The organism is Secundilactobacillus odoratitofui DSM 19909 = JCM 15043 (assembly GCF_001434895.1).
In the GTDB taxonomy this organism is placed as follows: Bacteria; Bacillota; Bacilli; order Lactobacillales; family Lactobacillaceae; genus Secundilactobacillus; species Secundilactobacillus odoratitofui.
This window is the reverse complement of the sequence record NZ_AZEE01000030.1, coordinates 1-17851: the sequence shown is the minus strand read 5'-3', so window position 1 is coordinate 17851 and position 17851 is coordinate 1. Positions and strand designations below refer to the sequence as shown.

Sequence of the window (17851 nt, the reverse complement as noted above, 5' to 3'; positions counted from 1 at the left end):
TATGAACGAATTCAACCAAACTTTCATACCTGATTGTTTTGATGTCCACTAGAGGAGGAACATCGATGTCTGAAATCCGCGCCCAGCTCATAAACAGCGACCAAGCCCACGCCCTATTAAAAGAGCAACATACACAAGCCAATGAATCATTCCCAGAACTCACATTGACCGGTCAATATATCCTACCAGATTACCGACTGACTCGTAAACGGGAAGCGTTCAAAATTCGTAAGCACATTTTCCTGAAAAAGCACTACAAGTCATACGTAGCCTTTGATTCAGAAAATGGTCAAACCCTTTGGATGCATAACTTTTCCAGTTTGACTCAAGCACTATTTTGGCTTCAAACCGGCCTTAAACCCGGCGATACCGATAGCCAGTTTACCTTCAAAGATTGGCAGGATAATCACGCTGATGAAATTGAAGAGTTCAAAGACCAGCTCCGCGACCTTCACAAAGCGCGTTTAGCTAAGAAAAAAGCCTTGGAGGCAAAGCAAGCTGCCCACCGGCCGAAGAAAAAAGCCACTAAATAAGTTGTCTAAAAGAGCCGATTCCTGTTAGGAGTCGGTTCTTTTGACCTTCTAAAGGTATAATCCATAATAAAAGCCGTGTCACCCGTAGTACTGGGACGCGGCCTTTTTGAGTTAATTAAAGTAGGTTTCAACCTCTTGTGGTTGGGTCTTAACAGTGACTCGACCATGATGAATCGAGTACAATACTTCGGCACGTTCATTTAAGGCATCATAGAAGTTATCGCGGTTTAGGATAATGCAATTAGCTTCCTTGCCAGCTTCAATGCCGTAATGGTCCAAAATGTGCATGGCCCGGGCACCGTTTTTAGTGACGTATTCATATGACTTCATAATTTGGTCGTAGCCCATGGTTTGCGCCACGTGCAGGCCAAGGTGTAATGGGTCAAGCATGTTTCCGTCACCCATTGGGTACCACGGATCCTTGATGTCATCTTCACCAAAGGCCACGTTAATACCATCTTCAGTTAATTCCTTAACCCGTGTCATACCACGGCGTTTCGGATAAGTATCAAAACGGCCACCCAAGAAGGTGTTCACCAGTGGATTGGCAATCATATTAATCTCAGACATTTTCAGTAAGCGGAACAGCTTGTACGCGTACGCATCATTGTAAGATCCCAGTGCGGTTGTATGACTGGCCGTGACCTGATCATGCATCCCGGTTTCGTAAGCCAGTGTCGCTAATGTTTCGAGGCCACGGGCGGCTGGATCATCAATTTCGTCACAGTGAACGTCGATGAGCTTATTGTATTTTTCGGCTAAATCACTCACAAAGTGCAATGATTCCACCCCATACTCACGGTTAAATTCAAAGTGTGGGATACCACCGATAACGTCGACGCCCATTTCAGCCGCCTTAGTCATCAGCTCCTTACCATGAGGAAACGATAAAATGCCCTCTTGAGGAAAGGCAACCAACTGCAGCTCGATGAAGTCCTTTACTTCTTCACGGACTTCCAGCAGCGCCTTGAGCGCGGTGAGGTCTGGGTCAGTGACATCCACATGTGAACGGACGAACTGGGTACCATGACTGGCTTGCTTCTTAAGCGCCTTAGTAGCACGCGATTTAACGTCTTCAATCGTTAACTTTTGCTTCCGGGCAGACCAGATTCGAATGCCATCAAACAGCGTCCCTGACTGATTCCACTCCGGATCCCCAGCAGTCAGCGTTGCGTCCAAATGAACGTGTGGGTCAACGAACGGCGGTAAGAGCAACTTACCGCGACCGTCAATTAAGCCCTCACTTTGTCCAGGTGTAATGTGGTCCGCGATTTCTTTAAATTTGCCATCTTCAATTCGTACGTCTTTCAACGTTTCCGAGTTTTCAATTGACACTTGCCGTATCAGCATCTTACTACCTCCAACGAATTAGTTTAGATAGTTTAATTATAACACTATGCATTGCAACATTGCGCAACGGTGTATTTATCTGAAACATCTGTTTAATTTGAGTAACCCGTTATGTCCCACCTTCATTCCGATTATCCGGTGGGGTAACAAACACAATATCGTTACCAACTGCACATTGCTTTTAATTCCACAAAGATATCTGATATAGTTATCGTAAGATTACTTTCGGAAAAGAGGCCCAGCCGTGTTCAGTATCTATAAACGTCATCTCTCACTCCCCAAAACACTGACAATGGGGTTCTTAGTGATCATTTTGATTGGCACGCTCTTACTGCGGCTCCCTGTGGCCACCCAAAGCGGGCACGCAACCTCCACACTGGATGCGTTGTTTACAGCGACCAGTGCGACCTGTGTTACGGGGCTGACACTGGTCAACACCGCGCTACACTGGTCTGTGTTCGGTCAGACTGTGATTTTATTGTTAATGGAAATTGGTGGCCTTGGCTTTATGACCTTTACCGTCATGCTGTTCTTGTTCATGCGACGTCGCATGCGGCTTTCCACCAGGTTGTTAGCTCAGGAATCTTTAAACCTTGAAAACCTGTCGCAACTCAACGTCATCAAACTGATTTTATTACTGTCGTTGATTATTCAATTAACGGGTGCTGGACTCTTATTTATCGACTTTTATCCACGCTTCGGATTTGGTAAAGGCCTCTGGTTCAGTATTTTCCACGCAGTTTCGGCCTTTTGTAACGCCGGCTTTGATTTATTTGGTAACAGTCTTGAAAGTTATGCCGGCGATACCTATTTACTCAGCGTGATGGCGGTCCTGATTATTGCCGGTTCATTCGGTTTTTTAGTTTGGCAAGACCTTCTGCTATTCCCCAAGTGCCGCCGACTGTCACTACACACCAAGTTAGCCCTAGGCACTGGTAGCACCATCATGTGGCTCTCCATTATTGTTTACTTTTTAAGTGAAAACAACTTGGCTCAACTCAGTGGTAAATTATCCTATTTCCAACGACTCGTTAATACCGTGTTTATGGCAATAACGCCGCGAACCGCTGGCCTGATTACGATTCCCTACCAACACCTCTCAATTGCGGGGATCGCCTTTACCATGCTGCTGATGTTTATCGGTGGGACACCCGGATCAACCGCTGGTGGTGTGAAGACCACGACGATTGGTTTACTGACGATTCAAAGTCTCGCAACTCTTCGGGGTCAACGGGATGCCACCTTTGGCCACCGTCGTTTTACACAAGACAACGTTTTTCGAGCACTAACCTTGATTTTCGTCGCACTGATTATCCTGGCATCCGCCACACTCATTTTATGTGCGACGCAACCGATTCCCAAAAATAGCGGCTTAGAATACGTGACGTTTGAGGTGTTAGCCGCGTTCGGGACCACCGGTATTTCACTTGGGCTCACACCACACCTCACCATCCTAGGTAAACTCATCATCATGTTTTTAATGTTTATTGGTCGTGTTGGTCTCTACACCGTGATGTTCTCAATTTTAAACGCCGATCGTCAGCAACCTGGCTATCGGTATCCAGAGGAGAGTGTTTTAATTGGTTAAACCAAAGCAACGTGAAAACTACGCCGTGATCGGATTAGGTCAGTTCGGTAGCGCCATTTGTCAGTCGTTAGTTGAAGCGAAGCAAGAAGTGCTGGCAATCGATCTCGATGAAGAAAAGGTCAACGACTTCACCAACATCGTGACGCGGGCGGTGATTGCTGATGCTCAGGATGAAGACACGTTAAAAGAACTTGAAATTGGTAGTTTTGACCACGTTTTCATCTCCATTGGCCAAAACATTCAGGCCAGCATTATGGCCACCCTACTCGTCAAAGAACTTGGTGCCAAGGACGTCATTTGCAAGGCCGAAAACGAAAGTCATGCCAGGGTGCTTGAAAAAATTGGCGCGGATCAAATTGTCCGGCCGGAACGCGATATGGCACGCCGAATTGTCTTTCACCAGCTCCAACCTAATATCGTGAATTACCTCATTTTAAACGATCAAGTGACCATGGCTGAAATTAAGGTCGATAACCCGGCATTCATCGGGCACTCACTTGCCGAGTTGTCCGTTCGAAACAAATACCACATTAACATCATTGCAATTACCACCGATGGCAAAGTTAACCTCTCACCCAAAGCAACCGATACCTTGCAGCTCAACGATTTAATTTCGGTCGTTGGCAACACGGTCGACGTCAACCGCTTTAACGGTGATGCGCAACTCTCTTAACGTAACCCGAGCGAGTCTTAACTAGACTCACATCAAATCCCCATTTTTAGTGAAAGCGTGGTATTCTAAAACAGATAACTGTCTGCATAACATCCAGAGGAGTGAGAATATGGTAAATACCTTTCCACAAGCAATGACAATTGCCGGTTCTGACAGTGATGGTAGCGCCGGGATGCAAGCTGATCTGCACACTTTTTTTGCGCGTGACGTCTACGGTATTTCTGTCATGACGGCGTGTGTTGCAGGAAATTCATACGGCATTCACGCAGCCCATTCATTGCCAACTGACTTTATTGATCAAGAATTTAAGGACATCGCTGACGATTTTAAAGTCGGCGCTTGTAAAACGGGGATGCTTGCTGATAGCGAGTTAATTCGAAACGTCGTCAAAAACTACAACCAGTATGACTTCGGCCCCATGGTGGTCGATCCGGTCATCATGACTAAGCATGGCAACATGCTCTTAGAAGAAGCTGCATTTGAAACCATGCGGACTGAGCTCATTCCGCTGGCAACGGTGCTCACCCCTAACTTTTATGAAACGCAAAAACTAGCCGAAATGCCACTAAAAAGTGACGATGACCTGGTTAAAGCGGCCCATAAACTCCAAGATTTAGGCGCCAAAAACGTGATTGCTAAAGGTTATCACCAAGATGAAAATCAACGTGAAGTCCGCGATTACGTGCTACTGGAATCTGGTGACGGTTTCTGGCTCACTGAGCCCTATCACCATACTGATCGCGTCAATGGTACCGGCGATTCACTCTCAGCCTGCATTGCGGCTGAACTGGCGAAGGGCGCGTCCGTTGAAGAAGCCATCCGAACAGCGAAACGGTTTGTGAACATTGCGATTGGAACCCCAATCGACGTCGGTCATAAATTTGGCCCAATTAACCACTGGGCAGCCCAGGAACAAATATAATTCGGTCTAATCCGTTAAAAAGCTCAGTCAACAACCACTACTGGTTCGTTGACTGAGCTTTTTATTTCGTGAATGTTAGTAATCATGTCGTTTTTGGATGTCACTGCCACTCCAGGCAATGCGCTTTTTCAGTTGCTGTGGGACCAGCTTCAGCCACGAAAACCACGTGTCTTCCGCCTCGTTTGTGAGCCTTCACAACCCGAAGTCTCACAAACGTCCAGTTCGAGTAAGCGGTAAACCGCAAACTCGAACTTGTCACTGCAACTAAAAAAGCACATTGCCTTCCGTTCTCGTTACAAAATGCTAAATTTTGACCAGTTCTTTGACGTCATCAGCTTATCGTTTTTTGCATCGACCCAAAAGAAACTTTTACCAGTATGTAGCCGCAGTGCCAGAAGTTGACTTTTTGGCTGAGTAGCAGTGACTAGTACCACTTTGTGCGAAGCACTTAGTGGTACTGGACGTTTCTGAGACTCGCGGGTTTCGAGGCTCAGAGACGAGACGGAAAACGCGAAGCGGTTGCAGTCGGCCCCACAGCTACTCAGCCAAAAAGTCAACTGGCGGCCGAAGGCGGGTATGTACACACTACCAGTTATTTAGCGGATATCGAATTTTTCGTCGATTTGGAGTTGTTCATAATCGAGTTCTTCTTCAGCCTCACCAGACCAGTTTAGCGCAACTACACCGATCACAAGTAGCACAAGCCCAAAAATTTGGCCAATCGTCAGAGTTTCGTGAAAAACCACGACGCCTAAAATAGCCGTCAAAAAAGTCCCGCTGCCAGTCCACAATCCGTAAGCAACGCTTAGTGGCACCACCCGCATTGCGTAGGAAAGACAATACAGCATGATTAAATACAGTCCAATACTAAATAATGTCCAACTCAAACGAGTAAAACCAACTGAAAGTTTCAGTGATAAGGTCCCGGCAATTTCACTTAAAATAGCGATACCGAGAGCTACGTAGTATTTTAGCATGTCAATTCCTCCTCACAACACGTTTAATAGCACGGTGCCAACGATTATGCAGGACACACCGACTACTTTGGTGCGGTTAAGTTGTTCGGAGAAAAACAAAATGCCGATAAGTGTTGTAAATAGCGTTCCAACAGCGCCCCAGAGTGCATATGCAACGCCCAAATCGAGCCAATTCAGTGATTTGGCGAAAAGAAACAGCGTAATGGTATAACCAATCACCAGCAGGACCGTTGGCCGCCAGCGTCGAAAACCATCCGCTTCCTTCAGCAAAGAGCTACTAATAATTTCAAAGACAATTGCTGCCACCAAAAAGCCATATCCTAACGCCAAGATACCATCCCATTTCTCCCAAAGTTAACTACTTTTAGTGTAACGCGAAATAGCCCGTTGGGTGAAAATAAATTACCACCGGGAGGGATTCCAAGTGCGCCCGTCCAACTCATTTTGGGCAATCGTCAATCGCCGCTGTTGCTCTTCACTGAGTTCTGCAAGTGCGAGGTAAAGCGCGCGCGTTTTAAACTGTGGCGTCTGGGCCGCCAATGATAATAACTGCTGTGTTGCCCACGTCTGTTCTGCCATTAGTCGTCCTCCATATCCTGTACGAGTTTTAAATTGGCTTGTAAATCATCAAGTTCATCCTGATTCGACTGCAATTGCGTCAAAATCAGGTTAAGTTGTTGTTGCTGTTCGGCTGGCGCAACCGCCAACTGCAAACGCAATTGTTCAATCAACCAGTCACTTTTAGCTTTAAAATGCCCCAAAGGTGCCTGCGTTAAATAACGTTGGTAGTCGATCAATAATTTAGCCTTTTCAGTTTCTGACTGATAACCAAACTGATCAACCACGAAAGTCGGCAAATAGTTCATTTTTAACTTATTAGCCAAGGCCTGAAACGGTGCCATGAGCTCTGAAATGGTGAACTGCTCGTCACCACCCGCCTTAAATTGTCGAGCTGGTGAACCCAAAGTGACCACAATGCCGAGTGACTTGCCAACCAAGTTCCCCCCTGCAGCTGGATAGGCAAATTGACGAGTCAGCACTTGATCCAACCAATTCTTCAATAACGCTGGCGCACTGTACCAGTATAGTGGGAACTGCAAAATAATTCGGTCAGCCTGTTGTAACAATTGCTGTTCTTGTTCAATGGCCACTGGCTCTGATACTGGGTGCCAAGTAACTAAGGGTAATTCAGCGGCCACCTTTAAAAATTGCTGAGTACCGGAATCTGCCAACTGCGGGTGTCCTACCACAACGAGTGTTTTGATTGTCCCAACCTCCCTAAAATTCACATACTTACTTTCAATTATTTTCATCTTATCACAAGTTAATCGTGGCGTAACGCTTGATGCACGCTGTTTTCATTCACATCATTTTTTAATCGTTTAACGCGCAACATTTGCTTGCTAAAGCGTTTTCACAAACTTATACTTAGACTATTCTATGGGAAAGGAAGTTTAATTTTATGATTAAACGGAACTTAGGTTGGGTTAAATTATTTGGTTTAGTTTTGGTATTAGGTCTGGTGTTAACTGCGTGCGGTCAAAAGAAGTCTTCTTCATCCGCAGATAAATCACCAATTGTGGTGGCAACGTCGGGTACGTTGTATCCCACTTCGTATCATGATCAAAAGACCGACAAGTTAACTGGTTTTGATGTTGAAATCGTCAAGGCCGTTGGTAAAAAACTAGGTCGCAAGGTCAAGTTCACCGAGATGAACGTGGATGGCCAATTAACAGCGGTTAAAACTGGTAAGGCCGACATGGCTGCGAATGACTTTGGTATCTCCCCTGCTCGAAAGAAACAATACACCCTTTCAACGCCTTACAAGCATTCATTCAACAGTATCATTGTGCGTAAAAAGGATGATTCTGGTATTCACTCATGGGCAGATATTAAAGGTAAAAAGGCAGCCGGTGAAGCTGGCACCAATTACCAAGCATTAGCCAAGCAACTTGGCGCTAAAGTCGTTAACTACGACAACGTTTCAAACGATGTTTATTTAAAAGACGTCAAGAACGGTAAAACTGATCTGATCATGAACGATTATTATCTCCAAAAACTCGCTCTGGCTGCTACGCCAAACAGTGGTTTAACAATTCAAAAGAACATGTACTTCACCACCAACGAAGATGGTTCAGGTGTTGGGATACTGATGAAAAAAGGTAACACAAAGTTGGCTAAACAGGTAAATCAAGCTCTGGCCAGTCTCAAAAAAGATGGTACTTTAAAGAAAATCTCTGAAAAATTCTACGGTGCTGACGTCTCCAAGCAACCCAACGTGAAGATTTCGAAAAACTTCACCATCAAACGCTAAAGTAGGCGATTAAATGTCGTTTTTAAGTCATTTTTCGATTCCCAATTTTTTTAACGCACCTTTAGCGTTTTCGTCGATTCCAAAGATTTTGATGGGTTTTCCAATGTCGATTGGTCTGACTGCAATCAGCTTCATTCTGTCGCTGATCTTAGGCCTGTTCTTAACCTTGGCGCAGATGAGTCATTTCAAGCTGTTGCACTGGCCTGCACGGGCCTTTATCTCATTTATGCGTGGTGTGCCAATGCTAGTAGTTCTGTTCATCGTTTACTTTGGTTTCGGTACCGATGCGTTGCCTGCAGCCATTATTTCGTTTACGGTCAACTGTAGCGCATTTGTATCCGAGGTCTTTCGTTCCTCGTTTTTAGCAGTTGATAAGGGGCAGTGGGAAGCGGCTTATTCCGTGGGGTTGCCGTATTCAAAGGTGGTTAGACGCGTCATTTTTCCACAAGCCTTTAGAATTGCAATTCCAGCGTTAGGCAACATCTTATTAGACCTCTTCAAAGGTACGTCATTAGCTGCCATGATTACGGTGAGTGAGATGTTTATGCAAGCCAAAATCGTTGCTGGTGCCAATCAAGACTACATGACCATCTACATCATGATTGCCATTATTTACTGGTTCTTCTGCTGGCTGATCACGATTGGACAAACTGCGTTAGAACATCACCTCGCAATTCCGGAAAGTTAACCTTTATACGTGATAGACATAAAGTGATTCGAGATCACCAACAACGGGTAGTCTCGAATCACTTTTTGCTGTACTGAAATCAAGCAACTTAATTTCAGCCCTGTAAACATGGATATAGGGAGAGTATTGCACGATAGTGACCAACCATCGCAAATAGCAAGTTGACACCCCTATCGCTCACGTAGGGCCATTTGCTATTCGAATACAGTCTAACCTTAATTTGTAACGGAATGATGTTGTCCTTGTATTGCTTCCGTAAAGTTTCAGTTCAATAGTTCATTGCGTTTTTCTGCCGCCTCCGGCAGCCGGGATTTTTGGTCCGTTGCTGTGGGACCGGCTTCAGCCGAGTGCCTCGTCTTTCGCCTCGACTCAGAGCCTCACCAAGCCCGTGAGTCTCTGAGTCGTCCAGACCTTGTAACCGCCAAAGGCGCTAACAAGGTCTTGTCACTGCTACGGACCAAAAATCCCAGCTGCACTACGGCTCACAATGTGTTATTAGGTTAAAAAGTTTATGATCGGACAGCACGGCTATAACACACCTCAGCAGGACTTGTTAATATGTCAAAGCCGAACTGCAAAACCTAGTAAAACATACTTGCGAGAGACTCCAATTGAGCGTTCTATCATCCTAATGGCCATCATACTTTCAAAACTCAAAACCACCAACACAACAAAAAAGCACCGATCAAATGATCGGTGCTTTTTCAGGGCTTAATTTAAAATTAAGCAACAGTAACGTTAGCAGCTTGTGGGCCGCGGTCGCCGTCTTCAACGTCCAAAGTTACCTTTTGGCCTTCTTCAAGAGTCTTGAAGCCTTCTGAGTTGATAGCTGAGAAGTGTACGAATACATCTGAGCCGTTTTCAAGAGTGATAAAACCGTAACCTTTGTCAGCGTTGAACCATTTAACAGTACCTTGTTCCATTAGAATGAAACCTCCATGCGCCATGCGCAAATAAATTTTGCATTTGAAACTTTTGAATAAGGAGCCATTCTAAAAAGAACGTTGTACCTTAATCCGAAGCATAAATACATTACCATTACAATAACAGCAAATCCCAAAAAGTGCAACCATTATCAACCAAAAAATCGACATTTCCATCAATTTTCACGTTGAACGTTTTACCAACTGCCACTTGATGTAAAGCGCTCTCAGCATCATCGTTCATCTCTAGATTGACCGTCAAATCACACACAAGATTCAAACTGTTTTTCATTATCATTTGATTAATCGTTGATTACCTTTTTCTAACGAATCAAAACTTCAATCATCTGTTTTTGAGGCGCAAAATTAATGCCCGCAATTGGTTCCTTCAAAATCTTAGCGTATTCATCTAAAACATCGTCAGGTAACGGTGTGCAATCCCCCAACTCAGCTAGAACTTCATCCGCTGAATCTACCGAAGCCATATCAATGAATAAACGCATATTGCCAATTGTGTCTCTCAAAAGATCCGTCAGCAGACCATTGGGCTTTCCCTCAAGGTCGGTCACCACAATCTGTGTTCCTGCAATTCCATTGTGATTGACCGTCATCATCTTTAGTACATCGAATACGTTATCCATCAACGGCTCCTCCAATTCCTAATTTTCGTTGAGCCCATTATACACTAACTTACACCGGTTTAACCAGCCAACCTGACTGTAAATTAAACTGCCAAGTTTGACTGATAAATTGGTGATTGGGAACGCCTGCACTAAACAATAATCGATACTCTTCGTTGCGATAGACGCGATAAGTTTTCTTGATAACCACTCGATTATAGCGTGCACCATGTTTAACGATCACTTTTCCAGTCGCTGGATTCGTGCGTTTCATCGTTTTATCAAGTGGATTAGTTCGGTACAGATAAACCCGCTCGTTTTTAGTGCCTAACTGTCGGTATAACAACACTTGTTTTTGCTTCGGTGAACTAGACGTTAAGGGCACCGTTGTAGTAGTTGTCACCTGTTTCATACCCAGGTACTGATTATAATTGAGAATAATCAAGACAATGCTGCCCAATGTCAGCACCAGGCCCACGGTGACCCAGACGACTTTAGCCGTACCTGAGTGCATAAAAATCATACTTGAGGCAAATAAGATTGCCCCCACAAATAGTAAAATAGCGACCATCTTAGTTCACCTCCCGACGTTCCTTCAAGAAGAAGGTCAACAAAAGTCCAAGCACTGCAAAAGCCGTGGCAATCGCAAATGCGTACCGAAACCCAACCACGTTAGCTTGCAACGCTAATTTCTTAAATAAAATTGGTGTTGCATGTGCAACAACTTGTTCCGGCGTGTGATTTGCCGTGACGTTTGACATGACTGAAACCAAAACAGCGGTCCCCATGGAAGCGAATACTTGTCGGGCAGTGTTGTTGACAACCGTTCCGTCACCAATCAAAGTCAGGGGTAAGGCGTTCATCCCAGTAGTCGTCACTGGCATCATAACCATCGAAATACCAAACATTCGAACCGTGTACAGGCAAACAATATCAATAACTGGCGTTGTTGCCGTAATCGGAATGAAGGCTGCAGTCGTCACCGTCAGCAATAACATACCAGTGATTGCCATGTTACGCGCCCCTAAGCGGTCAAAAATGCGACCGGTGATTGGGTTCATCGCCCCAATCACGATGGCACCAGGTAAAAGCGTTAACCCAGAAGCCAGCGGTGACTCGCCTCTAACCGTTTGTAAGTACAACGGCAGCACCAGCGTAAAGCCGTTCATTGACATAAACGATACCGCCACCAAGATCGCTGACAACGTAAATTCAGGGTGTTCAAAAACTTTAAACTGCAAGAGTGGGTTCTTAATTTTGAGTGACCGCCAAACAAACAGTCCGACAACAATCACGCCGACCGTTAGTGTGACGTAGACGATTGGGTCCGTCCACTGATAATCACCAACTGACGAGAAGGCAAACAGCATTGACCCAAACCCAACGACTGACATTAAAACGGATAACCAGTCAATTGGGGCTTTTTTAGTCGGCAACACCTTACGCAGTGTAAACCAGCCCATGACCAAGACAACCATGGAGATTGGCATGATCGACAAAAAAAGCATCTGCCACGAATAGTGAATCAGTAACCAGCCGGAAAACGTTGGCCCAATCGCTGGCGCCAATCCAATCACGATCCCGGCGGACCCCATGGCTGCACCACGTTTCGATGGTGGAAAAATCGACGTCATGATGGTTTGATAAACCGGCGCGGTAATCCCCACCCCTGACGCTTGAATTAAACGACCAATCAAAATCGTCCAAAAACTCGTCGCAAAATAACACAAAACCGTACCGGCAAAGAAAATTAAAATAGCTGATAAGTACAATTTACGTGAATCGAATCGTTGTAAGAAAAATCCGGTAATCGGAATCACAATCCCCATCACCAACATGAATCCAGTGGTGAGCCACTGAACCGTGTTAGCTGAGATTGAAAATGATTTCATTAAAGTTGGAAACGCCGTTGTCAACATGGTTGATGTTAAAAAGGTACTAAACGTCCCAATCAAAAGGGTCAGCACAAGTGCTAACCGATTATACGGTCGACCGTTTTGATCAACTGGCCGACCAGTTTCAAGTGCTTCGCTGTCCATATGTGTCACCTCTTAAATAAATTTTGAATCGTAAACTATGTGCTTGTTAACGCAATTTCTTGCCAAAAGAAAACAGCCACGTAGACCATTAGTTGTACATCTTCGTCCAACTAATGGTTACTGACTGTCTGTTTTACTCGCAAAGGCGGTGATTGGCCGTACTTTGCTAGCTTCCTAACAAAGACATCACCTTATTATAGACCACATCTTAAAAAAGAAACAAGTCATCTACTAGGCTTTCGTGATTGAATCGATTCGATTAAACAATTTTTCCTGTAACTTGGGTAATGCAATTTGCGCCAATTCATCTCGACTGAGCCACTTGCCTGGAAAATAACTTAGGTCAGCGTCTTTATCAAGCGTCGCGTTCAATAATGTCACGTGCCATTGACGATGAGTAAAAGTATGGGTTACTGGTCGGCCACCCATCGGCACAACGTGGACAGTTAGCCCATACGATTGTTGAACCAATTGCTCGACTAGTTGAAGTTGCTCCTCGGGTGTGACTAATTCGGGCGTTTCACTTAGTTTTAAGGCCTCTTCTTGCGCCACCAAGGGAAACGTCCAGAAGTTGGCTAATAGGCCGTTACTTGGCCGCTGTTGCATCAAAAACTGTTGGTCGTGTTGAATGACGAGACCATAAAAATACTGCTTAACTGGTCTCGGCTTTTTGGCCTTAACCGGGTACCGTTCTTCAACACCGTCCAAATAAGCCTGATTAAAGGCCTTCACTGGTGAATTGGCTGAATCAGGTTGCTTAGCGGTCATATAGCTGGACCCCAAGTCCATAATGGCCTGATTGAAATCGCCAGGTCGCTGCGGATCAATAATGCGACTGATCACTTGTTCGAATAATTGGCGGGTCTTTGGTTGTGCGATATCGGCGTCAATTTTTAACAAGCGGGCAAACACCCGAAAGGCGTTGCCATCCACAGCTGGTACGGGTTGATCAAAGGCAATGCTGGCAATTGCGCCCGCCGTATATGGCCCAATACCAGATAAGGCCTTCAAGCCATCTACTGTTTGAGGCCAGACGCCGTGGTAGTCCTCAACCAATTGCTTAGCAGCGCGTTGTAAATTACGGGCCCGTGAGTAGTAGCCTAACCCCTCCCAGGCTTTCATCAACACGGCTTCATCCGCTTCAGCCAATGCCTCAACCGTCGGAAAAGTCGCCATGAAACGTTCATAGTAGGGAATCACCGTTTGAACTTGCGTCTGTTGTAGCATAATTTCTGAAATCCAGACGTGGTACGGGTCGTGATCTCTGCGCCACGGTAAATCACGACCATGAGCGTCATACCAGTCGAGTAGCGTTTTTCGGAAGGCCTTGATTTGAGTTTGTGACCATTCAATCATGCCGTCACCCCTCCTTAACTGCCATTAACAAGCGAACCACCTGTTGCGCAGGATCAGCAGCCTGCCAGCTTGAGATAATTGGTTGCTCATACATCGCAGCGCCCAGGGTCAAACCATGGGCCTTGGCGAACGTCATCAGTTGATCATACCCGTGTAATAGTGGCTGATCCAAATGGTGGTAGGCAATCACATAGCGACCGGTTGTCAAAGTTTGGTCCGGTTGCGTCTGACTACCAAACGTCAACGGCGTGTACAAAGTGGTCAACTGGTCGGCATCCCCTTCCATTAAAGCGTGTTTCGGGTGCACCCGACCAATTGTTAAATTGACGGGCGGTTGTGGCATTGTTTTTAACACGTGCTGCACATGTTGCTGCATAACGGCGGTTAACGTTGGCGTCGCCTCTGGTACGTCAGTAGTCAACAGTCCCACCGTTGGCCGATTAACAATGGTGACTTCGTCCGCAATCGCTCGCTGTGCAGTTTCATGGCCGGTAATTTCCTGGGCAATTTGACTCTGAGCCACGTTTAACTGTCCAAGTAATTGATCAACCAGTGCCTGTTGTTGTTTGAGCACCGCTAAGTGGTCTGCTTCGTTTGGTTTAGTCGTCGTGTCTAGCCGTAGATCTCGTTTTAGATTGAGCGTCGTTTGCAGCGATAACCATTCATTGATTTGTGATAAATAATAGGTCCGTCTGCCATTTTTATCCCGCTCTGCTGGGACGAACCACCCCAGAACGTCTAAGTGATCTAATTCGTGTCGATCAATCTGCAGCAATTGGGCAAATTGACCTGCGGAAAGTCGTTGCGATTCATGCAAAACGCGTCACCTCTCGTAATTAAAATGATGTGTAAAATGCTCGCCGGTTCTTGCACCATCTGCATGACTACTATATCATCAAGTCAGATAGAATCCGGAAGGCGAGGGGAAGTTTTCTTGAAATCCAAATTGGGACTCTTAGGGTTGCTGGTCATGCTTACGACGCTTACAGCCTGCACCAGTCAACTCGCAAATTCAAATAAAACGTCTGACAGTAAAGGCATTATGTCGCAAAACCAAACCGTGACGATTACAGAACAGTCGCCACTCAGCACTGTCGATATTTCAAAAGTGGCCAGTTTTACTAAGCTGCGAAGTTCCACAGAAGGGCTGTTTCGGTTAGGGAAAAACAGTCATGTCAATGCGGGACTGGCTAAAAGTTATACCGTCAGTAAAAACGCCAAGGTCTATACCTTCAACTTGCGCCAAAACGCACGCTGGAGCGACGGTGAACCAATCACCGCTAGTGACTTTGTCTATTCTTGGCAACGCAGCGTTGCCCCAAAAACTCGGTCAGTGAACGCCGGTTTATTTACGGGTATCAAGAACGCCACTCAGGTTCGTAAAGGCACGTTACCCGTTTCCAAACTCGGTGTCAAGGCGTTATCAAAACACCGCCTGCAAGTCACCTTGTCGCACCCAATTGTCTACTTCGAAACGTTGCTGGCTTACCCACTGTTCGCACCGCAACACAAAGCGATGGTCGACCGATATGGTAATCGTTACGGGATGAGTGCTGATACGCAACTCTACAGTGGCCCATTTAAACTGGTTCACTGGAAAGCGGACAGTAAAACACGAACCCTGGTACCAAATCCTTACTATTGGGACAAGGCCCACGTCTACCTTAAGCGATTAACGATTACCACGCAAAAATCACCAGCGGCCAGCCTCAAAGCATTTAACGCGGGTAAGATTGCTGAAACACAATTGATTGGCGCTCAGATTCCAGCCAATGAGGACCGCACTGATTACGTGGTCCGGCCCTTCTCTTTGATGCGAGACATCAACTACAATTTTAACACAGCCAACAAGTCGGCTAAGCAACTGATCAATAATCGTAATGCCCGCTTAGCCATCTCCCACGCCATCGACCGCAAGCTGCTGATCAACACCGCCTTGCAAAATGCTTCATTACCACCAAAAGGATTTGTCACAGTTGGCCTGAGCAAGAATAATTTGACCCACTCAGATTTTGCTGATCAACAGCGCGGTACAAGCTACGTCAAGGGTAATCCCAGTGTCGCTAAGCAGGAATGGCAACTAGCTTGTAACCAACTCAAGCAATCTCGTTTCACCCTCACGCTGACGATTCCAAACGACCTCGTCAGTCTAAAAGTGGGTACCAATATCAAGCAACAGTTAATGAAACGGCTTAACGGCCTCACCATTAATTTAAACACCATCCCGTCCAAGCAACTGACCAAACAGGCCACCCAGGGGCACTATGAACTACTCTTAAGTGGCTGGGGTGCCGATTACCCAGATCCGCTCACTTTCCTCCAAATCATGACGGACAATAGCCGTCACAACTACGGCCATTGGCAAAATCAAACCTATAACGAGCTCGTGGATCAAATCAGTGATAGCCAAAACGGCAACGCCCAAACCCGTTGGGAGCAGATGCTAACGGCAGAAAAGCTGCTGATGACCCAGCAAGCCATCACGCCACTCTATCAGCAAGCCGACAGCTACCTCACCGATGCCAAATTAAACGGTGTTGTGCATAATATCAGTGGTGTCGTGAACGATTATAAGAGTGCCTACATGGTCAAATAGTAATCAATATTCAAACAAAAAACGGCTTATCAACATCCTGTGAATAGGATGTCGATAAGTCGTTTTTGTGTTACTAAATTGAAGATTGTTTAGCGTTGATTACTCATCATCACGCTTACGGCGCTTCAATCCTAGTGCTGCTAACAAGCCGCCGAGTAAGCCAAGGCCAATAACTGCACCCTCTGCACCTTCTTGCTCGTTAGTTTGTGGCAACTTACCTTGATCAGTTGCTTTAGCATTGTGAGTTGAAACAGTTGCGTTTGACTCACTCACTGAAGCAGTTTGATCATTGTTGGTTGCTGCGACTGCTTGACCTGCTTCAACTTTAGTACCGGTTGTTTCAGTACCAGTAGTCTGTGTTGGTTGTGCAACCGCGGTGCCACCGTCTACATCAGTGCCGGTTTCGTTGTTGGTCGTCGTGGTATCCGTATCAGTTCCAGTCGTAGTGGTGTTCTCACCATTTCCAGAAACTGGATTAGTCACCATTGTTACCGTAATAGTACCATCGTGATCAACGGTTTCAATCGTCTTACCAGTCGTCGTTTGATGCGTTAAGGTGACCGCACCAGTCGGCTCATTGTTCGTCAACGTGGTCTTGCCAATGGTGGTTGTCCCACCAGGCGCAACGGTTTGACTAGGTAAGCTTGGTTTCCCTTTAGGCGTCTCGGTAAAGACTGCGTTACCGGTCTTATCAATCGTAACCACTGTCTTATCACCATCAGGCCAGTTCTTCGTGACTTGCGTTACCGCACCGCCACCATCGGTTCTGGTGATTGTAGTACCACCATCAGGATCGTTGGTTGTGGTGTTGACGTAGTAACCGTCCTTAGTGGTAAATACAGGTGCCGGACTGCCAGACTTGCTGTAAGTCCGCGTTCCTTCTGGAGTTGTCACCGTCTCACCATCTGTACCAGTTGTTGGATTACCTTCTGTGTCCGTACCAGTCGTCTTGTGGATGATCGTGATACTGGTTGGTTCATTGTTGGTAATCGTGGTCTTGCCAGTCGTAGTTGTATCGCCTGGGTTGATCTTAACTGGTGTCAAGCTTGGTTGACCTTTTGGTGTCTCAGTCGTGGTAACGACGTTCGTATCTGTATCGATGTCGATTACCGTCTTGTCGCCGTCAGGCCAGTTCTTGACGATTTGGGTGATTGCACCGGAACCATCGGTCTTGGTGATGGTTGTCCCACCATCAGGGTCTTTGGTTGGTGTGATGACGTAGTAATCCTTTGGATCAACTGAAAGTGCTGGACCCGTTTGCGTCATGGTCTT

General features: G+C 45.9%; 19 protein-coding genes and 1 pseudogene. 7 read left to right on the top strand and 13 right to left on the bottom strand.

Features of this window, described 5'->3' with window-relative positions:
- The first annotated feature begins 65 nt into the window (after positions 1-65).
- A complete protein-coding gene (locus FD04_RS10290) occupies positions 66-533 on the top strand; it encodes a hypothetical protein (RefSeq protein ID WP_056948689.1) in 468 nt (155 codons plus the stop codon).
- Between the two features lie 111 nt (positions 534-644).
- Here the strand turns inward: FD04_RS10290 and codA are convergent, their stop codons facing one another.
- Entirely contained in the window at positions 645-1883 is a 1239-nt protein-coding gene (codA, locus tag FD04_RS10285; RefSeq protein ID WP_056948686.1) for a cytosine deaminase, read from the bottom strand.
- A gap of 292 nt (positions 1884-2175) precedes the next feature.
- Here codA and FD04_RS10280 point away from each other — a divergent pair, with 292 nt between their 5' ends.
- From FD04_RS10280 to thiD, 3 genes are all read left to right on the top strand, one after another.
- Complete coding sequence (locus tag FD04_RS10280; RefSeq protein WP_056949076.1) at positions 2176-3471, top strand: TrkH family potassium uptake protein; 1296 nt, start codon at positions 2176-2178, stop codon at positions 3469-3471.
- Entirely contained in the window at positions 3464-4144 is a 681-nt protein-coding gene (locus tag FD04_RS10275; protein WP_056948685.1) for a potassium channel family protein, read from the top strand. The genes FD04_RS10280 and FD04_RS10275 overlap by 8 nt, the downstream gene beginning before the upstream one ends.
- Before the next feature lie 109 nt (positions 4145-4253).
- Entirely contained in the window at positions 4254-5066 is an 813-nt protein-coding gene (gene thiD, locus FD04_RS10270; RefSeq protein WP_056948683.1) for a bifunctional hydroxymethylpyrimidine kinase/phosphomethylpyrimidine kinase, read from the top strand.
- Between the two features lie 596 nt (positions 5067-5662).
- On the opposite strand, the gene FD04_RS10265 is transcribed toward thiD, so the two are convergent.
- From FD04_RS10265 to FD04_RS10255, 4 genes and pseudogenes are all read right to left on the bottom strand, one after another.
- A complete protein-coding gene (locus FD04_RS10265) occupies positions 5663-6043 on the bottom strand; it encodes a DMT family transporter (RefSeq protein ID WP_056948682.1) in 381 nt (126 codons plus the stop codon).
- Between the two features lie 12 nt (positions 6044-6055).
- Positions 6056-6379: pseudogene (locus FD04_RS10260) on the bottom strand (DMT family transporter); the annotation flags it as partial.
- Between the two features lie 66 nt (positions 6380-6445).
- Positions 6446-6622, bottom strand: coding sequence for a hypothetical protein (locus FD04_RS12505; protein WP_156660454.1), 177 nt, complete (start codon positions 6620-6622; stop codon positions 6446-6448).
- Positions 6622-7332, bottom strand: a complete 711-nt coding sequence (locus FD04_RS10255; protein WP_235805691.1) for an NAD(P)H-dependent oxidoreductase — start codon at positions 7330-7332, stop codon at positions 6622-6624. Before FD04_RS10255 ends, FD04_RS12505 begins: the two co-directional genes overlap by 1 nt.
- Positions 7333-7505: 173 nt before the next feature.
- Between FD04_RS10255 and FD04_RS10250 the strand changes: the two genes are divergently transcribed.
- Both FD04_RS10250 and FD04_RS10245 read left to right on the top strand, forming a co-directional pair.
- On the top strand, positions 7506-8357 hold the full coding sequence (locus FD04_RS10250) for a transporter substrate-binding domain-containing protein (protein ID WP_056948679.1): 852 nt from the start codon (positions 7506-7508) through the stop codon (positions 8355-8357).
- A 13-nt stretch (positions 8358-8370) separates the two neighbouring features.
- Positions 8371-9045 (top strand): amino acid ABC transporter permease, encoded by a 675-nt coding sequence (locus tag FD04_RS10245; RefSeq protein WP_056948677.1) that lies wholly within the window; start codon positions 8371-8373, stop codon positions 9043-9045.
- 722 nt (positions 9046-9767) lie between these two features.
- Here FD04_RS10245 and FD04_RS10240 read toward each other — a convergent pair.
- From FD04_RS10240 to FD04_RS10215, 7 genes are all read right to left on the bottom strand, one after another.
- Entirely contained in the window at positions 9768-9968 is a 201-nt protein-coding gene (locus FD04_RS10240; RefSeq protein WP_034528790.1) for a cold-shock protein, read from the bottom strand.
- A gap of 115 nt (positions 9969-10083) precedes the next feature.
- The gene (locus FD04_RS12825; RefSeq protein ID WP_235805690.1) at positions 10084-10260 is read right to left on the bottom strand and encodes a hypothetical protein; all 177 of its coding nucleotides are present in this window, start codon (positions 10258-10260) and stop codon (positions 10084-10086) included.
- 31 nt (positions 10261-10291) lie between these two features.
- Entirely contained in the window at positions 10292-10609 is a 318-nt protein-coding gene (locus FD04_RS10235) for a hypothetical protein (protein WP_054700514.1), read from the bottom strand.
- A 49-nt stretch (positions 10610-10658) separates the two neighbouring features.
- Positions 10659-11159, bottom strand: coding sequence for a DUF4811 domain-containing protein (locus FD04_RS10230; RefSeq protein ID WP_054700511.1), 501 nt, complete (start codon positions 11157-11159; stop codon positions 10659-10661).
- Between the two features lies 1 nt (position 11160).
- Complete coding sequence (locus FD04_RS10225) at positions 11161-12627, bottom strand: MDR family MFS transporter (RefSeq protein WP_056948675.1); 1467 nt, start codon at positions 12625-12627, stop codon at positions 11161-11163.
- 231 nt (positions 12628-12858) lie between these two features.
- A complete protein-coding gene (gene mutY / locus FD04_RS10220) occupies positions 12859-13983 on the bottom strand; it encodes an A/G-specific adenine glycosylase (RefSeq protein WP_054700508.1) in 1125 nt (374 codons plus the stop codon).
- Between the two features lie 4 nt (positions 13984-13987).
- Positions 13988-14800, bottom strand: a complete 813-nt coding sequence (locus FD04_RS10215) for a MerR family transcriptional regulator (protein WP_054700504.1) — start codon at positions 14798-14800, stop codon at positions 13988-13990.
- A 117-nt stretch (positions 14801-14917) separates the two neighbouring features.
- Between FD04_RS10215 and FD04_RS10210 the strand changes: the two genes are divergently transcribed.
- Entirely contained in the window at positions 14918-16579 is a 1662-nt protein-coding gene (locus tag FD04_RS10210; protein WP_054700501.1) for a peptide ABC transporter substrate-binding protein, read from the top strand.
- A 99-nt stretch (positions 16580-16678) separates the two neighbouring features.
- Here FD04_RS10210 and FD04_RS10205 read toward each other — a convergent pair.
- Positions 16679-17851, bottom strand: a 1173-nt coding sequence (locus tag FD04_RS10205) for an LPXTG cell wall anchor domain-containing protein (protein WP_156660453.1), incomplete at its 5' end; no start/stop codon positions are given.

Excerpts from the sequence above, each read along its gene's own strand:
- FD04_RS10290 (WP_056948689.1), top strand. The coding sequence starts at position 66 with ATGTCTGAAATCCGCGCCCAGCTCATAAACAGCGACCAAGCCCACGCC.
- codA (WP_056948686.1), bottom strand. The coding sequence starts at position 1,883 with ATGCTGATACGGCAAGTGTCAATTGAAAACTCGGAAACGTTGAAAGAC.
- FD04_RS10280 (WP_056949076.1), top strand. The coding sequence starts at position 2,176 with ATGGGGTTCTTAGTGATCATTTTGATTGGCACGCTCTTACTGCGGCTC.
- thiD (WP_056948683.1), top strand. The coding sequence starts at position 4,254 with ATGGTAAATACCTTTCCACAAGCAATGACAATTGCCGGTTCTGACAGT.
- FD04_RS10265 (WP_056948682.1), bottom strand. The coding sequence starts at position 6,043 with ATGCTAAAATACTACGTAGCTCTCGGTATCGCTATTTTAAGTGAAATT.
- FD04_RS12505 (WP_156660454.1), bottom strand. The coding sequence starts at position 6,622 with ATGGCAGAACAGACGTGGGCAACACAGCAGTTATTATCATTGGCGGCC.
- FD04_RS10250 (WP_056948679.1), top strand. The coding sequence starts at position 7,506 with ATGATTAAACGGAACTTAGGTTGGGTTAAATTATTTGGTTTAGTTTTG.
- FD04_RS10245 (WP_056948677.1), top strand. The coding sequence starts at position 8,371 with ATGTCGTTTTTAAGTCATTTTTCGATTCCCAATTTTTTTAACGCACCT.
- FD04_RS10240 (WP_034528790.1), bottom strand. The coding sequence starts at position 9,968 with ATGGAACAAGGTACTGTTAAATGGTTCAACGCTGACAAAGGTTACGGT.
- FD04_RS12825 (WP_235805690.1), bottom strand. The coding sequence starts at position 10,260 with ATGAAAAACAGTTTGAATCTTGTGTGTGATTTGACGGTCAATCTAGAG.
- FD04_RS10235 (WP_054700514.1), bottom strand. The coding sequence starts at position 10,609 with ATGGATAACGTATTCGATGTACTAAAGATGATGACGGTCAATCACAAT.
- FD04_RS10230 (WP_054700511.1), bottom strand. The coding sequence starts at position 11,159 with ATGGTCGCTATTTTACTATTTGTGGGGGCAATCTTATTTGCCTCAAGT.
- FD04_RS10225 (WP_056948675.1), bottom strand. The coding sequence starts at position 12,627 with ATGGACAGCGAAGCACTTGAAACTGGTCGGCCAGTTGATCAAAACGGT.
- mutY (WP_054700508.1), bottom strand. The coding sequence starts at position 13,983 with ATGATTGAATGGTCACAAACTCAAATCAAGGCCTTCCGAAAAACGCTA.